16 protein-coding genes are annotated in these 18,283 nt (G+C 51.5%); all 16 read right to left on the reverse strand.

Annotated elements, in window-relative coordinates:
• Positions 1–45 precede the first annotated feature (45 nt).
• Positions 46–1,260: an MFS transporter gene (locus LDO05_RS09820; protein WP_251375225.1), complete on the reverse strand. Its 1,215-nt coding sequence runs from the start codon at positions 1,258–1,260 to the stop codon at positions 46–48.
• Positions 1,250–2,191, reverse strand: coding sequence for a transketolase family protein (locus LDO05_RS09825; protein WP_251375226.1), 942 nt, complete (start codon positions 2,189–2,191; stop codon positions 1,250–1,252). Before LDO05_RS09825 ends, LDO05_RS09820 begins: the two co-directional genes overlap by 11 nt.
• Positions 2,188–3,006 carry a 1-deoxy-D-xylulose-5-phosphate synthase N-terminal domain-containing protein gene (locus LDO05_RS09830; protein ID WP_251375227.1) on the reverse strand — a complete coding sequence of 273 codons (819 nt, stop codon included), beginning with the start codon at positions 3,004–3,006 and terminating at the stop codon, positions 2,188–2,190. Before LDO05_RS09830 ends, LDO05_RS09825 begins: the two co-directional genes overlap by 4 nt.
• A complete protein-coding gene (locus LDO05_RS09835) occupies positions 3,007–4,854 on the reverse strand; it encodes a M20/M25/M40 family metallo-hydrolase (protein WP_251375228.1) in 1,848 nt (615 codons plus the stop codon).
• Positions 4,854–5,903, reverse strand: coding sequence for an N-acetyl-gamma-glutamyl-phosphate reductase (gene argC, locus LDO05_RS09840; protein ID WP_251375229.1), 1,050 nt, complete (start codon positions 5,901–5,903; stop codon positions 4,854–4,856). Before argC ends, LDO05_RS09835 begins: the two co-directional genes overlap by 1 nt.
• Complete coding sequence (locus LDO05_RS09845; protein ID WP_251375230.1) at positions 5,900–7,222, reverse strand: DegT/DnrJ/EryC1/StrS aminotransferase family protein; 1,323 nt, start codon at positions 7,220–7,222, stop codon at positions 5,900–5,902. Before LDO05_RS09845 ends, argC begins: the two co-directional genes overlap by 4 nt.
• Positions 7,219–7,881, reverse strand: coding sequence for a degT/DnrJ/EryC1/StrS aminotransferase (locus tag LDO05_RS09850; RefSeq protein WP_251375231.1), 663 nt, complete (start codon positions 7,879–7,881; stop codon positions 7,219–7,221). The genes LDO05_RS09845 and LDO05_RS09850 overlap by 4 nt, the downstream gene beginning before the upstream one ends.
• A 23-nt stretch (positions 7,882–7,904) precedes the next feature.
• Positions 7,905–8,774: a RimK family alpha-L-glutamate ligase gene (locus tag LDO05_RS09855; RefSeq protein WP_251375232.1), complete on the reverse strand. Its 870-nt coding sequence runs from the start codon at positions 8,772–8,774 to the stop codon at positions 7,905–7,907.
• A 34-nt stretch (positions 8,775–8,808) separates the two neighbouring features.
• A complete protein-coding gene (locus LDO05_RS09860; protein ID WP_251375233.1) occupies positions 8,809–8,982 on the reverse strand; it encodes a lysine biosynthesis protein LysW in 174 nt (57 codons plus the stop codon).
• A 63-nt stretch (positions 8,983–9,045) separates the two neighbouring features.
• Positions 9,046–10,695 carry an ABC transporter substrate-binding protein gene (locus LDO05_RS09865; protein WP_251375234.1) on the reverse strand — a complete coding sequence of 550 codons (1,650 nt, stop codon included), beginning with the start codon at positions 10,693–10,695 and terminating at the stop codon, positions 9,046–9,048.
• Positions 10,696–10,758: 63 nt separating this feature from the next.
• Complete coding sequence (gene opp4C, locus LDO05_RS09870) at positions 10,759–11,640, reverse strand: oligopeptide ABC transporter permease (RefSeq protein ID WP_251375235.1); 882 nt, start codon at positions 11,638–11,640, stop codon at positions 10,759–10,761.
• Positions 11,641–11,656: 16 nt separating this feature from the next.
• Positions 11,657–12,607 carry an ABC transporter permease gene (locus LDO05_RS09875; protein ID WP_251375236.1) on the reverse strand — a complete coding sequence of 317 codons (951 nt, stop codon included), beginning with the start codon at positions 12,605–12,607 and terminating at the stop codon, positions 11,657–11,659.
• 23 nt (positions 12,608–12,630) lie between these two features.
• Positions 12,631–13,623, reverse strand: a complete 993-nt coding sequence (locus LDO05_RS09880; protein WP_251375237.1) for an ABC transporter ATP-binding protein — start codon at positions 13,621–13,623, stop codon at positions 12,631–12,633.
• Positions 13,620–14,639 (reverse strand): ABC transporter ATP-binding protein, encoded by a 1,020-nt coding sequence (locus LDO05_RS09885; RefSeq protein ID WP_251375238.1) that lies wholly within the window; start codon positions 14,637–14,639, stop codon positions 13,620–13,622. Before LDO05_RS09885 ends, LDO05_RS09880 begins: the two co-directional genes overlap by 4 nt.
• A gap of 240 nt (positions 14,640–14,879) precedes the next feature.
• Complete coding sequence (locus LDO05_RS09890) at positions 14,880–16,358, reverse strand: Lsa family ABC-F type ribosomal protection protein (RefSeq protein ID WP_251375239.1); 1,479 nt, start codon at positions 16,356–16,358, stop codon at positions 14,880–14,882.
• Between the two features lie 292 nt (positions 16,359–16,650).
• Complete coding sequence (locus tag LDO05_RS09895) at positions 16,651–18,150, reverse strand: malate:quinone oxidoreductase (RefSeq protein ID WP_251375240.1); 1,500 nt, start codon at positions 18,148–18,150, stop codon at positions 16,651–16,653.
• Positions 18,151–18,283: the final 133 nt, after the last annotated feature.

Raw genomic sequence — 18,283 nt, forward strand, 5'->3', positions numbered from 1 at the left:
AAGCTGCAGAGCAACCTGCAGCATAAGCATAATTTGGAAGAAAACTTACACCTCTATCGTCTGTTTCTGCGTGGACTGGCTGTTCAGGAAGTAATAGACGAGGAGTCCGGCGAACATCAGACCTGCCATCAGGATAAAGCCGAGTCCTGGCGAGTATCGGTCGATGATGACACCAAGTCCCGTAGCTGAGACCGTCTGCAGCAATAAGGAGATCCCCATCCAGACCGAAGTCGCGCGCCCCATATATGATTTCGAGACCGACTCCATAAGCGCTGTTGTGATCAGAATGCGTAGCGAGGAATTCGTTAGACCTATGAGTATGCAGCCTACATAGAGCAGAATGATCGTCGAATTAAAGGAGATGGCCACCAGATTCAACACAGATACTAGGAAAATGATCAGAATTGTCCCATGCTGTGTGAGCCTTCTCGCCAAGGGGACAGCCAGGAAACCGGACAGCAACCCTCCTAATCCGTAGCACATATCAGACAGACCGAATACGACCGAATCTCCTCGAACGGCTGTGCTGACATAACCAGGCAGTACGACATTGAACACCATCGTTGTCACTAGCGGAATGATGGATACGATACCCAATACAAATATAGAAGGCCTCTTCGCCAAATATCCAATACCCGCCTTAAATGATTCGAAGAATGACGCTTCAGCTTCTTCAGAAGGCATGGCCGAATAGGAGATCCTGCTTAGGAAGAGGCTGCTGATCAGAAAAGCCGCGGCATTCAGCAGCAAGATCGCTTCAAAGCCGATATAATTGTATAAAAAGCCTGATAGTCCTCCAGCCATGAACATGCCGACCTGCAGGCTGATCTCGATCAAAGAATTGCCATGGATCAGCTCTTCCTCAGGCAGAAGCTCCTGCACGAGGCTCCGTGAAGCCGACATGTAGAGCGCCCATCCCATGCCGTTGACCACAGCGAACGCGTACAAATATTCAACGTGGAATCCGGTGCTCCAGAAGGCACCAGCAATCAGCAGCAGTGCGGCAGCTCTAACAATGTTAGCCCACAGCAGAATCGTCTTTCGGTTCCACTTATCGACGAAGGTCCCGGCGAACGCCGATATAAGAAACCCCGCAATCACATTAAGTGAGAGCATTAGCCCGACAGCGGTCATCGAACCCGTCCGGTCCATTAGATACCAATTGGCGCCGATCGTGCTCATGCCCACGCCGAAGCCGGATATTATGTCCGAGATAAAATAGTTGCGAAACCTGCCAGTCTTTAGCACGCTAAATACCATTCGAACCTCCTAATAGAGACTGGATTTGCCGACGCAGCGGCTCTAAGCCAAAGCCTAAATCGGCCAGCACTTCCGCATGCGTCCCCCCATAAGTCGGCCACTGGTCTCCACAGTTATGCGAATAGACCGGCTGCTCGGGCATTAATAATGCCAAATAAGAAGCGGTTCCACCGGTCGCCCGATGCTCCTCAACGACAAGGAAGCGATCAGCTAACCCTTTTAACGGCTCTACATACGATTTCAAACTTTGACTATCGATGTAACAAGCATGAACGTGAACGACACTTTCGTACTCTTGGGTTAACGTCTTGCATAGCTCCGTCGCTTGCTCTCCGACCGAAATCAGACACAGCTCCGCACGGACCTCCGCCCTCCTGTCTTCAACGAGCAATTGACTGCATGAGATATTGGATGCTCGCGGCAAGCTTTCGAACGCTTCATTGCGGGATAGACGAATATAATAAGGTTCCTCGGAGGCGGCCGCTTCGCGGATGACCCTCCTTGTCTCTTCTTCCCCATGCGGGCAGGCAATCCGGATATTCTGGAAGGACTGGATGACCGCGATGTCCTCAAGGGCATGATGGGTCGTACCAAACCATCCGCCTGACACTCCGCCGTACGGAGCGACAAGCTTCACATTTTTGCCCATATAACCCATCGACAGCTTCACGCTCTCCGCTGCCCGCAATGCCGCGAAGGCGGCGAAGGTCGAGAAGAACGGAACATATCCCGCTTCGGCAAGTCCGGCCGCGATATCCACGCCCGCAAGCTCGGCGATGCCGAGATTGACAAAACGTTCCGGGTAACGGCTCTGGAATGGATGGTTTTTGCCCCCTAGATCCGCTTCGAGACAAATGATTCGACTTTCAGTCTCCGCAAGCTTGGCAAGCTCGTCTTTATAGGCATCACGCCCTGACAACGTCGTAGTCATGATAGCTTCACCTTCCATCTTTTCGCCAGATTGGCGGGGATTTTGGCATAGTGTGCATCTGGATTTCCTTCGAGGGCGGCAACACCTTTACCTTTGACTGTATGGGCTAGAACGGCAAGAGGCTTCTCGCTATCTGGCGTAAGAGCGGAGAAAATGGCCTCATGCTGGTGTCCGTCAACCTCCCGAACTGCGAACCCGAACGCCTCGAAGCGTTCCCTCAGATTGCGGATCGGCGATATGTCGTCAACGTACCCATCGTTCTGCCCGCCATTGCAATCGACAATATAGATGAAATTTGAAAGCGACCTCGCTTGTGCGATTTGTGCCGTTTCCCAGATCAACCCTTCCTGCAGCTCACCATCTCCGCCGATCACGATGCCAAGTCCTCGGGTTCCCTGAAGCTTTTGAGCTAGAGCCCAGCCCGCCGCATAAGCAACGCCGTGCCCCAGACTCCCCGTGGCAAAAGGAATACCCGGCAGCTTATGGTTCGGGTGCCCCGTATAGAGCGAGCCTTGCTGACCATAGCTTTCCGCCGGATTTGAGGGCAGCTTCCCATGCACGTAAAGTGCCGCATATAGAGCCGCCGCCGCATGCCCTTTGCTAAGGATGACGGAGCTGTACTCATCATGCCCGTATTTCGCCAAAGCTGTGACCAGCAGGTCGATAGCCGATAGACTTCCCCCAATGTGGCAGCCTGTCGGTGTGGCCGCCATGTCGATAATTAGCTTCCTCGCTTCTTTCGCCAGATTGGCCAGATCAATGGATAACGGAATCGTACCTTCCTGTTCATGCAATACTGGTATCGACTGTTCCATTCAGTCCTCCGTTCGCAGTCGGAACCATTCGTTAACTGCTTCTCTCAGAATGGCTCTCGATGATTCTACTTCCTCGTAATGCAAATATTCGTCGTTCGTATGATCCAGGCTGGAATCGCCCGGGCCATAAGCTACCATCGGAACGGTAGACCAAGCCGAAGCCAGAGTATTCATGTCACTCGTTCCCCGTTTCTTCAAGTAACGGATCGACTTCCCGTGTTTGGCGAAGCTTCGGACAAAAGCCTTCACCAGCGTATCCGAACGCGGGTTAGCGAAACCAGGAGTGGCGCGAAGCACCTCGACCGTAATGGCGTCGCCGAAAGAGAGGTCGACTTTGTCTGTATATCCATTGCCCGCTTCAGGCGATATCCTGAAATTCAAGATGGCCGTGACCGTGATATAACCACGCTCGTTGCGATGCTCGATATCAATTAAGGACGACAAGCCTTGCGGATCAATATCCCGGACTCTGCCGCGAATGTCTGCCGCAACTTGATACAGCTCGTCGATAGCGCTCACACTGTCCTTCGCCGCCGTATGCTCCTGTGCGCGCCTAATGGTTATCCGCAGCTTGAACAATCCGTAATACCCTAGAGTCAAGCTGTCTTCGCCGCTCGGTTCACCAATGATGACCGCATCCGCCCGGTAATGATCCCGGATGTAGAATGCGCCTTTGGAAGACGAGATCTCTTCCTCCACGGCTCCAATGACGAGCAGCGAGCCGTTCTCGGGCACCTCCGCTTCCTCCAGCATGTGGACGAAGTTGACGAAGCTGCCTTTGGCGTCCACGACACCTCTTCCCGCAAGTCCTTCAGTGTCCGACCTTACGGGCCACACGTAAGGCACAGTGTCGAGATGGCCTAGAAGCAACAGCGTATGAGGACCGGCGCCTTTGCGGAACACAACGTTGCCGGCATCGTCAACGTGCCCGGTCACCGATGGATCTTGGATCTCGCCCAGCAAGAACCGGGCAAGCTCGTGTTCATCTTTGGATACGGAGGGGATGCGGGCAACCTTGTTAAGCAGCTCGAAGGCGGCAGGACCGCGCTCCGCTTGCCAGAACCATGTCCGGCCGCCATGTTCAAGCGAATGCGGACCGGAAATATTCACATCGCAGATCCCCCGTTCTGCCGCCAGCCTTGCCGCCCTTACCTTCTGCTTCATACGTCCCTTGACGGAGATGAGCTCTTCTTCTCCGTAGACATCCGGAATGGTTGAGTCTTCGTCTTCGATATCCTGCAGCAGCCCCGCCGTGCCAGTCACGAAGCGCAGATGATGCGCTTCGAGCTCTACGGCAAGTTCGGCCGCCAACACGTCAGCGTCGATATTGATATAGGATGCGAGCTCGGGATCCCAGATTGGAGGCGTCAAGCATACGACATCGAAATGATTCAGTGCATCTTGCAGGAACGAGGAATGACTGCCCGTATATTGTCCGAAGAACGAATCGCGCACAATAACGGTCTTTCCTCCTTGAACAGCCTTGATCGGTTTGGCCTTCCTGCCGAGCACAAGCCCGTTGTCGCCGCCAAGCTGCGCGAACGTGCTGAGCCCTTGTTCCTTCAATCGCTCCCGAACCGGAGTCAGGATATTCTCATAATAGGCATCGCGGATATAGGGCAACTCCTCAGGGGAGCAATAGCGCACTTCATCACTGGATGGCAGCGTCAAGAAGGGCATTGGCCGCGACAGGTCTTCGTACTTCCGGCGTATCGCTTCCGCTCCGCCCGCGACGAGCAGCACCTGGTTCCCTCTTCGCGAGATGCGGCCAATCTCCTCGAAGATGCGTGGGTGATTGACGATGGTACTGCTGCCAAGCTTGATAACATATAGACTGCCTTTGCTCATTATGGCCACGCTCCTTCGCCTTCTTGGGGCAGCCCTTCTTCCTCGGGGAATCCGAAGTACAGATTGGCCGCCTGGACAGCTTGTCCCGCCGCTCCTTTAAGCAGGTTATCGATCGTCGCCAAGGACACGCAGTTTCTGCCTTCCACGTAAGCTCCAATCTCTGCAAAATTCGTGCCATTAACCGTCTTGATCATGGGAGTCCCGCTGCCGGCCGGGATGTAATGAAGAAACGGCTTGGCGGCATAGGCGCCATAGAATGCTTTTCTCACATCAACAGCCGTTACGCCCTCTTTGAGCAAGGAATAGGAGGTCGCCATAATTCCCCGCGGCAAATCGAGACTGTATACTGAAAATTGAAGATCGACCGTACGTTCCAAATGGTAGGTCAGCGCATGTTCGATCTCCGGCTTATGCCGGTGTCCGTGCACTTTGTATGCCCGGAAGTTATTCGTGCGCTCGGCGTGATGCTCGCTCGTCGACTTGCCTCCGCCGCTTGAGCCGGTCTTGGCGTCCGTGATGACGCGTTCCTCAATCAGGTCATTCGCTACTAGAGGATATAAAGTATAGATCGTTGCCACAGCCATACATCCTGGCAGATTTACAACCTTCTTGCTCCGGTCGATCTCGCTGAACTCAGGTATGAAATAATGCCATCCGCCTTCGAAATCATGCTTCAGCGTCTCCGGGTAATGCCGCTGCAATAACGCGGTGTCGGTTATCCTGTAATCGCCGCTTACGTTGAAGATGTAGTCCGTGTGCTCGGCAACTTCACGGATGATCTTCGGCAGCTCACCCGTTGGCAGACAGGAGAACACGGCATCGAAATGCCCGTCCAGCTCAGAGACCCGGCTGAATTTGAGCCCTCCCGGCTTCTTCCTGTGGATAGATCCCGTGTAATATTTGTCTACTGGAAGTCCGGCGTTTGACTCCGATGAGACAAAGGTAACCTCGAATCCGGGATGCCTGCGGAGCAGCCTGTAGAGCTCGGCACCCGTGAACCCGCTGCCGCCAAGAATGGCCGCTTTCTTCAATTGCGACGCGCTGCTCATCCTAACCTCGCATCTCTTTCGTAGACGACCTTCAAATCGCCGCTTTGCTCAGCGAGCTCGCGGATCTTATCCGGATTCGCATCCACCTTCTTAAATGCCAGGGCATAGGCCTGGATCCGCTCGTATTCGATCGGTGTCCGCAGTTCTCTGCATATTGTAAGCGTGCTGCGCAGCATGTTCAGCGTTACGGGGAACCGGTCCAGATCGTACCCGAAATCCTGCCGATCTGACAGCGAGAACGGATAACCATTGCCGAAGCCTCTCCTGTTCTTGAACGGAAGATGCCCCGGAATCGGTACGTTCTGCCATTCTCTAGCGAAGACGCCTTCCGCATGAATCAGCTGCTCTACCGCATGCTTGACCCGGTAATCCTCCAGATCTCCAAGTCCAAGCTGTTCCGGTGACAGCTTAACGCGATACATATTGTAGCTGTGTTTATAGCCTTCCGGGACGAAAGGACCGCTAAAGAGCTTCGTCTCCTTGAGTGCATTCGTCAAATAATCGGCGTTACGCGCGCGGATCGCATCGTAATAAGGCAGCCGGTCCAGCTGGCTTATTCCAAAAGCCGCAGCGATCCAGGACATACGGTAATCGATGCCTGATTCATTCAGGAACGTGAGTGCGCGCTGATAATCTTCCTTCTCCCGGAAGAACGCGATGCCTCCTTCGCCGCCGACGGGAAAGTTCTTGTCCGCCATCAGGCTCTGTCCCGCGCCATCTCCGATGGAGCCGGCTACGCGGCCGTCAATGGAGGCAGAATGGGCATGTGATGCATCTTCGACTAACCGCAGCGAATGCTTGTCCGCCAGTTGGCGCAAGGCATGCAGATCGGCAGGCAAGCCGTGCACATGGACGGGCATGATTGCTTTTGTCTTGCTGGTGATGGCTTGCTCCACCTTCGAAGGATCCAGGCAATACGTGACAGGATCGATATCCACGAATATCGGAATTGCTTTGGCGGCAACGACCGCTTGGGCGGTCGCGATGAAGGTGAAGGCAGGTACAATGACTTCATCACCAGGCTCCACGCCAACTCCGACAAGCGCCAAGTGCAGACTCGATGTTCCGCTTGATGTGGCGATTGCGTAATTAGCACCCACGTAGCTGCGATACGCTTCCTGGAACTCTTCTACGACGCTGTCGCCATCCTGTTGAATGGAGACGAACATTTGAATAACGTCTTCTTTAGTGATAATGGGAAAGTTGGTTCTGCGGACATCTTCAGGAATGATCGAGGGTCCTCCATCTACAGCTAGTGGAGTCCATACCAATTCCTCGTTAGGCAGCTGGAGCGGTTTGCGGATAAAATCAGTTTTCATGAGGACGATTTCCTCCTTAGTAAAGAAATCTTGACACAAGCCGCCACGAGCGGGCTGAGCCTGTAATTGAACTGGACGGCCGGTTGAAGCTCCGGCTCGCTCTCCTCCTGCGTCCACATCGTCTGCAGGTCGAAGGCGCCGAAAATTTTGAGCCGTTCGGCCTTCTTCCAGATGAGCTCGTCATTTGACGCGACCGCAGCAACCGGGCCAAATCCTAGTCCCGTGAAATCGAGGACAAGGACAGGTGACTGGACGGCGGAGCTGCGAACTTCCTGCTCTAACCGGTGAAGATTATGCTTATCCACTTTTATGGTGGAATAAGCGATCCCCGTGTAGGAATCTGCATGGAGCTGAATACCCAGCCACTTCGCGAATTTCTTTTCTTGCTCGCTGGCATGCTCAAGCCGCGCGGTCGAGCCATAACCGATGTCCTGACCCCAGAATGCTCCGTGCACAGCTCCCGTGAAGCTATTGAACAAAGATACGTGTTTGGTATTCGTGAGCTTGGCTATCGCCTTTTCCAGTCCTTTTAACTCATGGTCGTTCTTTTCGATACTCATAATAACGCCTGAGTTCAGCACTCTGGAGAGAACAAACGATAATGAAAAATAGTGTTCTTTCTCGATTGGAGCCGCTGGCTTCGTTATGGTGTCTCCCATTCGCTATTGTTCCTCCCTTTATACTATGAATTAACCGTAAGATTTACCTTGTTTGTGCTGCTAATCTTCTCCTTTACGTACTTGGCTATATGATAGGCGACATCAACCCCATGTATCTTCCATGATTTCGCGAATTCCGGATTCTGGTTCACTTCGCATACGACATAACGAAGCTGTTGGTAATCGAAAAATAAATCAGCTCCATAAATGCCTTCTCCTAATACGCCGACCAGATCCTTAGTGATCGCAGCGATCTCGCTGTTGATCTCGATCGGTTCAATCTCCGCGCCCAGATGTGTATTCGTCTTCCAATTCTCGGCTGATACCCGTCTGAAAGCAGCGATCGGCTTGTGTCCGACAATGACGACACGAATGTCGTAATCACCTTTCTCCACATATTCCTGCACAAGAACGGGGAACGATTGGTGGCTCGGATCAACCGATTCCCTGGCGGCGATCCATCCATCCAGGCATTCCTTGCCCGTCATCCTGGCGATACCCCGCCCCCATGAGGAGGTTGCGGGCTTAATGACACATAGATCCCCAAAGTCTGAAAGGGCGTCGTACAGCTTCGCTGGGGTGAAGGCAACTTGATAACGAGGCTGTGGGATGCCATGCTTCTCGAACACAATTGCCTGATGGATTTTATTCGTGCAAATGGTGATAGCTCTTGCCGAATTCAATGTCTCGAATCCGGCAAGCTCAAGTAGCTGGGAGCGGCTGAGCGCATTTTTTTGAGACAGGCACCGAATGAGCGCCAGCCCATTTGGCGGGACTTCTTCCCCTCCGACAGGCAGATCCATGGAGTCCAGATTCACTTGAACACGGATGCCGAGCTGGTCAAGATGGGAGGCGATGAGCTGCTCTTCTTCCCTTAGTTTCGTGACGCACATTAGAATCGTGCTATTGTTCTCCATGGGTGTATACCTACTCTCCCCAAGTTTCTTCGATTTCGGGAGCCAAAGCGATGGTGACACGGCTCGCTTCAACCTGGACTTCATGCTCCTGGCCGCAGGAATCGCACTCCACAATCTCCCCTGTGGTCGCGCGTTCTTCAACCTCAATGTCCGACTTGCATACGAGACAGCTAAGATCTGCCATTCTCCTTGCACCTCCTATTGGTATATAAAAAAATGTATTATAACGGAATGTATCCCTTATAACTTACTTGACCGCCAAATCCCACTCGTTCACGTTGTTGAACGTGCCAACATTCAGCGGCTTGCCTGCAAGGACATCCTTAGACACAACCTGCAGTCTCTTCTCGGAATAGACGGCCAGTGTCGGCACGTCCTCGTGCAGCACCTCTTGAAGACGGTTGTAAATCTCGTGGCGCTTCGCCTCGTCGATTTCTTGTTCACCTTGGGCAATTAATTCGTCGACAACCGGATTGTTGTACCGGATTACGCTTTCGGGATCATCACTTTTGTAAGTAGTAAAGTAAAGACTAGGTTCGATGTAATAGTCCCGGGTAAAAATCGTGATATCGTGTTCGCCTTTCTCAACTTTATCGATAAGTGTAGGGAAATCATATTGTTGAACATCGATTTGTAGCCCCACGGCTTCCAGGTTCTGCACCAAAATATCGGCAGCCTGTTCGCGGACCTTGTTGCCAATCGGGATGAGAAATGCTAGCTTCCGGCTCGAGTCGAAGCCGGCTTCCTGCAGCAGCTGCTTCGCTTTTTCGGGATCGTACGGGTAAGGGGTAATATCTTTATTGAAATACGGATGTGAGCTTGGAATGCCGCCGTCGATAATCTCCGCTTGCCCCTTAAGCAGCTGTTCTACAATAAGCGGCCGGTTGAGGGCGTAAGCGATCGCTTGACGGACTTTCTTATTAGGCAGCTTCTCTACGTTGAAGAATAACTCTGCCGGCTCAGAAGCGGAGGCGGAAGTCACATTCACGTTGTCGAAGCTCTTCACTTTATCGTAATCCGTGATCGGAACGAGTCCGACCGGCAGTGAATTCATATGGACTTCTCCCGTCTGCAGCTGGGCAACCAGATTAGCTGCTGGCAGGACCTTAAAGAAGATCGAATCGATCTTGGGTGCGCCTAAATAGTACTTTTCATTTTTGGTAAGTTCGACATATTGACCTTGCTCGTAAGCGGCGAACCGGTATGGACCGTTCGTGACGTCCGGCTTCTGGAAATAGGGATGTGTTGACAGCTTCGCAGGATCCACATCTTTCAAGAGATGCTCCGGCAAATAATAGACCTTCGCGCCAAATCGTTCGTTGAACACAAGAGGATCAATCGGTGTCTTGGCTTTGATCTCGAATGTATGCTTGTCGATGACATGAAGTCCTGCGATTTCCTTGACACCTTTTCCAAGCTTGCCAAAGTCGTTCAGTCCTTCAATGAAGTTCAGCTTGAACGAGGTTTCTACATCGGCATGAAGCGCTAGCTTGAGTGTGAATGCCACATCCGCCGTTGTGAATGGGGTTCCATCATTCCACTTGGCATCCGGACGGAGCTTGATCGTGTAATTCAGCTTATCCTTCGTCTTGATCGATTCCGCAAGCTTGGGGATGAATTCAGCCGATTCGGTCACGTCAAGCAGCGCATCGTTAAGCAGTCCAATTGGGGCAAGCGATGCGGAATTGTCCTGTGTATTAATCTGATTCAATGTGACAGGCGCGTTAACGATACCGATCGTCAACTTCTTCTTGCCTTGAGCTACCTTGGTCGTTGCTTGCTGTGTCGGCTGGTTCTGAGTACCTTTATTCGCCTCGCTGGATTGACTGCATGCCGCAAGCAAGAGTATTGCAGCGGTAGAGATAATCAACAAGCTAAGTCGTCTGTATCGGTTCATACTATTACACTCCTTCATCTTCTCTATCTATTTAACAGAATCTATTTGTCTTCGCCGGTATAGTTACGCCTTCGCATCAAGCGCATCGCGCAGGCCGTCCCCGACGAAGTTGACGGCCAATACGGCGATCAGGATCATGCATCCCGCAGGCATCCACAGCCACTGCTGCTCGGTTAATACAGTCAAGGACTGTGCATCGTGCAGCATGTTGCCAAGGCTCGCCTGGGGCGACTTCACTCCCATGCCGAGAAAGCTGAGTCCGGCTTCGCTCAGAATCGTGCCTGCTACGCCGAATGTCGCACTCACGATAATGGGGCCAATAATGTTGGGCAGCATGTGGCGCAGAAGAATGCGCGGCGTACGGTAGCCGAGCGCAGCGCCCGCTTTTATGTAATCTTGCTCCTTCGCAGCCAATACACTTCCCCGCACAAGCATTGCAATCGTAGGCCACTTGAACAAAGCGAGCACAATCATAATCGTTGCAATGTCGGCACCGAGGATGCTGACGATCACTAGCACAACCAGCATGTAAGGAAAGCTTAAAAAAATATCGGTGAGTCTCATAATGGTCATATCAAGCCAGCGTCCGTAGTAGCCAGCGGCCATACCTACTATAGTTCCGAACGTTACATAGATCGCCACGGTAGTAAAGCCGATGAACAGAGAAATGCGGGTTCCGTAGAGCATACGGCTTAACACGTCCCGGCCTACTTGATCAGTACCGAGCCAGTGAGCGGCCGAAGGCTTGGCACCGAACTCATTCATAACTTCATTGGGCGGATAAGGCGCCAGCCATGGGGCGAGCAAGGCGATCAGGATCAGAAGTATCGTGACAGCCAGACCCCAGACAGCAAGCTTGTGCTGCAAAAACTTTCTTTTAACCTGACGGACGTAACCTTCAATCCTTGTATTCGACTGATCCCAAGGCAGCGTTGTTGCAGACATCCTAAGCTTCCTCCCATCATCCATAAGTAATGCGCGGATCGGCAGCCGCATACAACACATCCGTGAACAAGTTGATCAGCAGCACGACGCAGGCCGCTATAAGGTTAAGTCCCATTAGAACCGGGTAATCGCGTGACAGAATAGCCTCCATCGTCAACTGGCCGATTCCAGGCCATTGGAATACTTGCTCGATGACAATGCTGCCGCCGAGGAGCAATGGAATCTCTGCTCCGACTACGGCAATCACCGGAATTAGCGCATTACGCAGCGCATGCTTATTCGTCACCACAAGTTCCCGCAATCCCTTCGCTCTGGCCGTACGTAAGAAATCTTGATCCAGCACTTCCAGCATACTGGCCCGGACATAACGCACCTTCTTCCCTGCGATAGCGGCTCCTAATACTGTTACCGGTAAGATCATATGCAGAAGAACATCGCCTGTTCCACCATCACCGCCTAGAGTCGAAATGCCCCCGGTTGGCAGCCATTTCAGCTGTATCCCCGTTATGTAGATCAGTCCGAGCCCTAGGAAGAAGGGCGGAATGGAGATCCCGAGGAAGGTCATTCCCGTCAGAAAGTAATCCAGCTTGGAATTCCGCTTCACGGCGCTAATAACGCCGACAGGAATCGCAATGAGCAATCCGATTAATAAAGATGCCGCTGCAAGCAGTAATGTCGGACCAATTCTCTTGCCGATTAACTCGGAGACCGGGGCATAACTGCTGAAGGAGTAACCCAGATCACCTCTGAGTATACCTCCTAGCCAATTCGCGTACTGCACGTATAGGGGATCGTTAAGACCCAGCTTTTCCCGCTTTAACTCAAGCAGTTCCTTCGGAATATTAGGATTGATTAACATGTCTACTGGATTACCAGGCGCCAAATTCATGATGAGGAAGCTGAGTACCGTAATGCCGAAGAAGACAGGGACCGCGATGAAGAGCCTCCTGACGATATAAGAGCCCAATTACGTCACCTCCTCCCTTTCTCTTAAGCCAGCGGATAATGACAGGCAACGGCATGCGTGTCATTCGTTAAGCCTGGGGCCTCCTTTCGGCACCGTTCCTGTACATATGGACAACGGGTATGGAACCCGCAGCCTGAAGGTGGGCGCGACGGGTCAGGCACATCTCCCTGGATAATCGGACGTTCCATACCCCGGTACACTGGATCCGGTGGATGATATGCGCCGAGCAGCAGCTTCGTGTATGGGTGTCTTGGCCTCTCAAATAGCGATTCCGAAGGAGCCAGCTCTACAATTCGTCCCAGATACATGACAGCGACTCGGGTACTCACCTGCTTCACAGCGCCGATCCCGTGGGCAATGAACAAGTAGGTCAGCTTCAACTCGTCCTGCAGATCCTGCAGCAGTCCGAGGATTTGCGCCTGGATCGATACGTCGAGCGCGGACACGGGTTCATCACACACGATCAGCCTTGGCTTCAGCGATAATGCCCTTGCAATGCCGATCCGCTGCTTCTGGCCGCCCGAGAACTCATGGGGATACCGATAAGCTGATGCACGCGGTAATCCCACCAGCTGAAGCAGCCTTTCTACCTCCTTCTGTACGTCACCGCGCTTGACCAATCGATGGGCGAGCATCGGCTCCGCCAAAGTATCAAATATCCGCATTCTAGGATTAAGCGAGGCATAAGGATCTTGGAAGATCATCTGCATGCGCAGCCGGGCAGGTCTAAGTTCGCTCTGCGAGAGATTCGTAATGTCTTCACCCTCGAAAAGAACGCGGCCAGCATGCGGTTGCTCCAGCCGGATCACCGATCTGCCAATTGAAGACTTGCCGCAGCCCGATTCGCCGACGAGCCCCAGCGTCTCTCCTTCGTAGAGTGATAAGCTGACGCCATCCACGGCTTTGACATACCCGGAAGTTCGGCCAAACAGCCCCCGGCGAATCGGATAATAGGTTTTGAGATTCTCGATCTGCAGCAGCGTCTTTGGCATCACTTCCTGTGTCGTGATCGTCATATGGTGATCACCGATCCCAACTGAGGCAGCTCCTCCTGGGCAAGGCTGGACGAATGGGCTGCCCAGCATCTGACGCTGTGACGGTCTCCTATACTTTGCAAGCTCGGATTCTCGAGCCGGCATCGATCGACCGCATAGGTACAGCGAGGGTGGAAGCGGCATCCTTCGGGCATTTCACGAAGCGAGGGTACAGCTCCTGGGATCGGCTGCGCGCGACTTCTTCCCGCTCCGTCAATTGCCGGTACCGCTCGAATTAGTCCCTGCGTGTAGGGATGCTTCGGATCCCGGAATAAAGTGAAGACATCCGCTTCCTCCACGACCTGTCCCGCATACATGACAATGACTTGATCAGCCATTTCAGCTACAACACCCAGATCATGCGTGACGAGCAGAATAGCCATGCCAACTTCCTGCTGCATTTGTTTCATCAGCTGGAGGATCTGTGCTTGTATCGTTACATCAAGGGCTGTCGTCGGCTCGTCCGCAATCAACAGCTTCGGATTCCCAGCCATGGCCATGGCGATCATCACCCTCTGGCGCATACCTCCTGACAAGGCATGGGGATACTCCTTCGCTACGGCTTCAGCTCTTGCGATGCCGACTTTCTTCAGCAGCAGAGCCGCGGTCGACTTCGACTCCCTGCGGCTGCATTTATGGTGAAGACGCACACATTCTCCGATCTGCTCGCCAATCTTCATGACTGGATTCAGAGACGTCATCGGCTCTTGGAAGATCATTGCAATTTCCTTCCCCCGCAGCCGCCGCATCTCCGTTTCATTGAAGCCCGTTATGACGCTGCCTTCAAATCGTATTTCCCCTTGGGTAACGGCACCAGATGCACCGAGCAATCCCATGATAGAGAGCGAAGTCACGCTTTTTCCACATCCTGATTCCCCGACGAGCGCCACGGTCTCACCGCGTCCTATCGCAAAACTAACTTCCTCAACAGCAACAACTTCTTCGTGCTCGGCTTGAAAGGCAATTCGCAGCCGATCTACATTAAGGATTCGAGCCATGCCTTCCACCCGCCCTGTTCCAGATTGTTAGAGTCATTTATCTTATAATTCCAATGAGTTTAATAAACTTTATATCAAAAGGATACCTTACCAGGATTTATTTGGATAATAGAAGAATCTATTTACCGATAGAAGAATTCTAATCGCCGGATCAGACAGCAATGGCCGCTGTACGCTCACGGCTGATCGGCCATTCACGGACAGCGGCCATAGAAGGCGGCTTGTTAAATATGCTCAATTTTACAATTTCACTATCTTTGTAGCCACTTGGCTGCAAAATTCACGATCGTGCTCGACAAACACTAGTGTTGGATTATAATCCAGCAGCAGCTGCTCAATTTGCATGCGGGAGATGACATCAATAAAGTTCAGTGGTTCGTCCCAAATATGCAAATGAGCTTGCTCGCACAAGCTTTTGGCTATAAGCACTTTTTTCTTTTGTCCCCCGCTAAAGAACGACATGTCTTTTTCAAATTGGATGCGGGAGAAATCCAGCTTACGGAGTATAGCTTTGAACAGACTCTCATCAATTCGCTGCTCGCGCGCATAATGGGTTAACGTTCCATGCAAATGCGAGGTATCCTGGGATACGTAGGATATGCTCAGCTGCCTGCCAATCCTGAACTCACCCGTATAGCCAATATCCTCGCCGGTGAACAGCTTCAGAATGCTTGATTTGCCTGAGCCATTTCTGCCGGACAGTGCGATCCGGTCACCCTTCTCGATCGTAAAGCTTACATCTGAGCATACGGTGTGATCTCCATAATAGAGCGATACATGACTCAGCTCTGCAAGCTGACTTTTGTGATAATGAAGCTGGGACAGCTTCAGATTATCGGCGCTCTCCATGTTTCTCAAGAGTGAGGACTTCTCTTCGATTGCAGCTTGCTGCCGGTTCTCTATGCTTTTGGATCGTCTCATCATCTTGGCTGCCTTGTGGCCGATATAACCTTTATCCACCTTGGAGCCTGAATTCCGCGTCCCATTCTTGGTCTTCTCCACTTCATGTGACCAGCTGCTTGTGCGTTCAGCAGCCCCCGCGAGACGTCTAATGTCTTTTTTCAGCTTTTCATTCTCCGCAAGCTCATATTGATCCTGCCGCTCTTTCTGTTCCCACCAAGCTGAGAAGTTCCCTTTCTGAATTACAATATCTGTTTTGTTAATAGACAAAATATGGTCCACACAGTTATCCAGGAACGCCCGGTCATGGGAGACCAGTATGAACCCACTCTTCGTATTGAGATATTGACTGACAAGTTCCCTTGCTTCCATATCCAGATGGTTGGTCGGCTCATCAATTAGCAGAAACTGATTCTCTCTAAGGAACAGCGCGGCCAGCATCACCTTCGTCTGCTCTCCTTGAGACAGTGAATCGAACGGGCGGTACAGCACATTCTCCGAAACCTGCAGCCAAGTAAGCTCTCTCATAAGCTCCCAGTGGACGTAGTCCGGGTAGATTTCCTCAATCACATCAATTGTGTTCCGTTCCTTGTTCTGAATTGGGTAAGGAAAATAGTCAAACTGCACTTGGGCCGAGATCGTCCCAAAGTACTCATATTTGCTCATAAATAAATGAAGCAGTGTCGTCTTTCCCCGGCCGTTCCTCCCTGTACACCCCAGCTTCCACTCCGTATCTATATTAAAACTTACATCTTCAAAAATGTTATCGTAGCTGCCGTCATAGGCAAATGTTAGATCTTTGACCTGAATTAATGACATAGCGCAGTCCCCTTTCGCAAATAAAAAAGCTGCGAGAAAAGTTACTTTTCTCGCAGCTCAAATACATCTACGACTAATTCAGCCCCAAGGGAGCCGGACCAGTGCCTATCCGTTTGAGTGGAAAAGAATAAGTAACTTTAATCCCGCTAATCCATAATAAAACAAAGCGATGGCCGATAACGGCAGACCGCAGCTTCTCGTTTTATTATGTTCCTGATCAGCAAGTTAAGATTACATTATCCTCTTCAACTCCTTTTGCTTAGCTATAGGGATCGTAGCATACCTAGACTGGTTATTTCAACACAGGCTCGTTCTTATTCAGGCCAAGCGACTTTGCTGTGGTTGTATGAATTTCGCGCAGCAGCTCAGGGTTATTCATTAGCGACTGACCGTAAGACGGAATCATCTCTTTGATCTTGCCTTCCCACTCATTCATACGTTCCGGGAAGCATTTATTAATAACTTCAAGCATAACGTGAACAGCTGTGGAAGCCCCCGGGGAAGCGCCAAGCAACGCAGCAATTGAGCCGTCCGAGGACGTAATGACTTCAGTCCCGAATTGGAGTTTTCCTTTGCCGTCGGGCGTATCCTTGATAACTTGAACACGCTGGCCTGCTACGACCAGGTCCCAGTCCTCGCTCTTCGCCGTAGGGATAAACTCACGGAGTTCCTCCATACGCTGTTCTTTCGATAGCATGACTTGCTGGATCAAGTATTTGGTCAATGACATCTCCTTGGCTCCTGCCGCCAGCATCGTGAAGACATTATTCGGCTTCACCGAAGTCACCAGGTCAAATAAGGAACCCGTCTTCAGGAATCTTGGGGAGAAGCCGGCAAATGGACCAAATAACAATGATTTCTTGTTATCAATATATCTTGTGTCGAGATGCGGAACAGACATTGGCGGGGCCCCGACTTTTGCTTTGCCGTATACCTTGGCATGATGCTGCTCGATAACTTCGGGGTTGTTGCACACCATGAATATTCCACTCACAGGGAACCCGCCGATATGCTTCCCTTCGGGAATACCGGTCTTTTGCAGTAAATGAAGGCTTCCGCCACCGCCACCGATAAAGACAAACTTTGCCTTATGCCGGTCGGCAGCACCGGTGTTCAAATTACGAACCTTTAGTTCCCACTGCCCGTCGCTTGTGCGTTTGATATGATCAACACTATGCTTATACTTTATATCCACATTCCTGGTCTTTAGATGGTCAAATAACATGCGTGTTAAAGCGCCAAAGTTAACATCGGTTCCCGTGTCAATTTTGGTTGCCGCTATAACCTCACTTGTTGGACGGTTCTGCATAATTAGAGGAATCCATTCCTTAAGCTTAGCCGGGTCCTCAGAGAACTCCATCCCTTGGAACAAGGGATTGCTTGACAGCGCTTCATATCTTTTCTTCAAAAAAGCCACATTCTCTTGTCCTTGCACCATACTCATATGCGGCAGCGGCATGATAAAATCGATCGGATTATGGATCAGCTTGTGAGTAACCAGATAAGACCAGAACTGCATCGAGACCTGGAACTGCTCATTAATGCTGATCGCTTTGCTTATATCGACGGATCCGTCCGGCTTCTGGACAGTGTAGTTAAGCTCACATAAGGCGGCATGGCCTGTTCCTGCGTTGTTCCACTCGTTCGAGCTCTCTTCGCCTGCCTTGTCGAGCTTCTCGAACACTTTAATATTCCATTCCGGTGCTAATTCCTTCAATAGTGTACCAAGAGTGGCACTCATAATCCCGGCACCAATCAAGATCACGTCTGTTTTAGTTAGGCTGTTGCTCATTGTAACCATCCTTATAGGCTAGTATTTACTTAAGATTAACATATCCATGATTATCTGATAACTATAAAGTAGTAGGTGGTGACAAAAAAAGTGAGAAATTCGCCAGAAGGTACTAAAAAAAGACATATTTCCC

This window comes from Paenibacillus sp. YPG26 (assembly GCF_023704175.1).
GTDB lineage: Bacteria > Bacillota > Bacilli > Paenibacillales > Paenibacillaceae > Fontibacillus.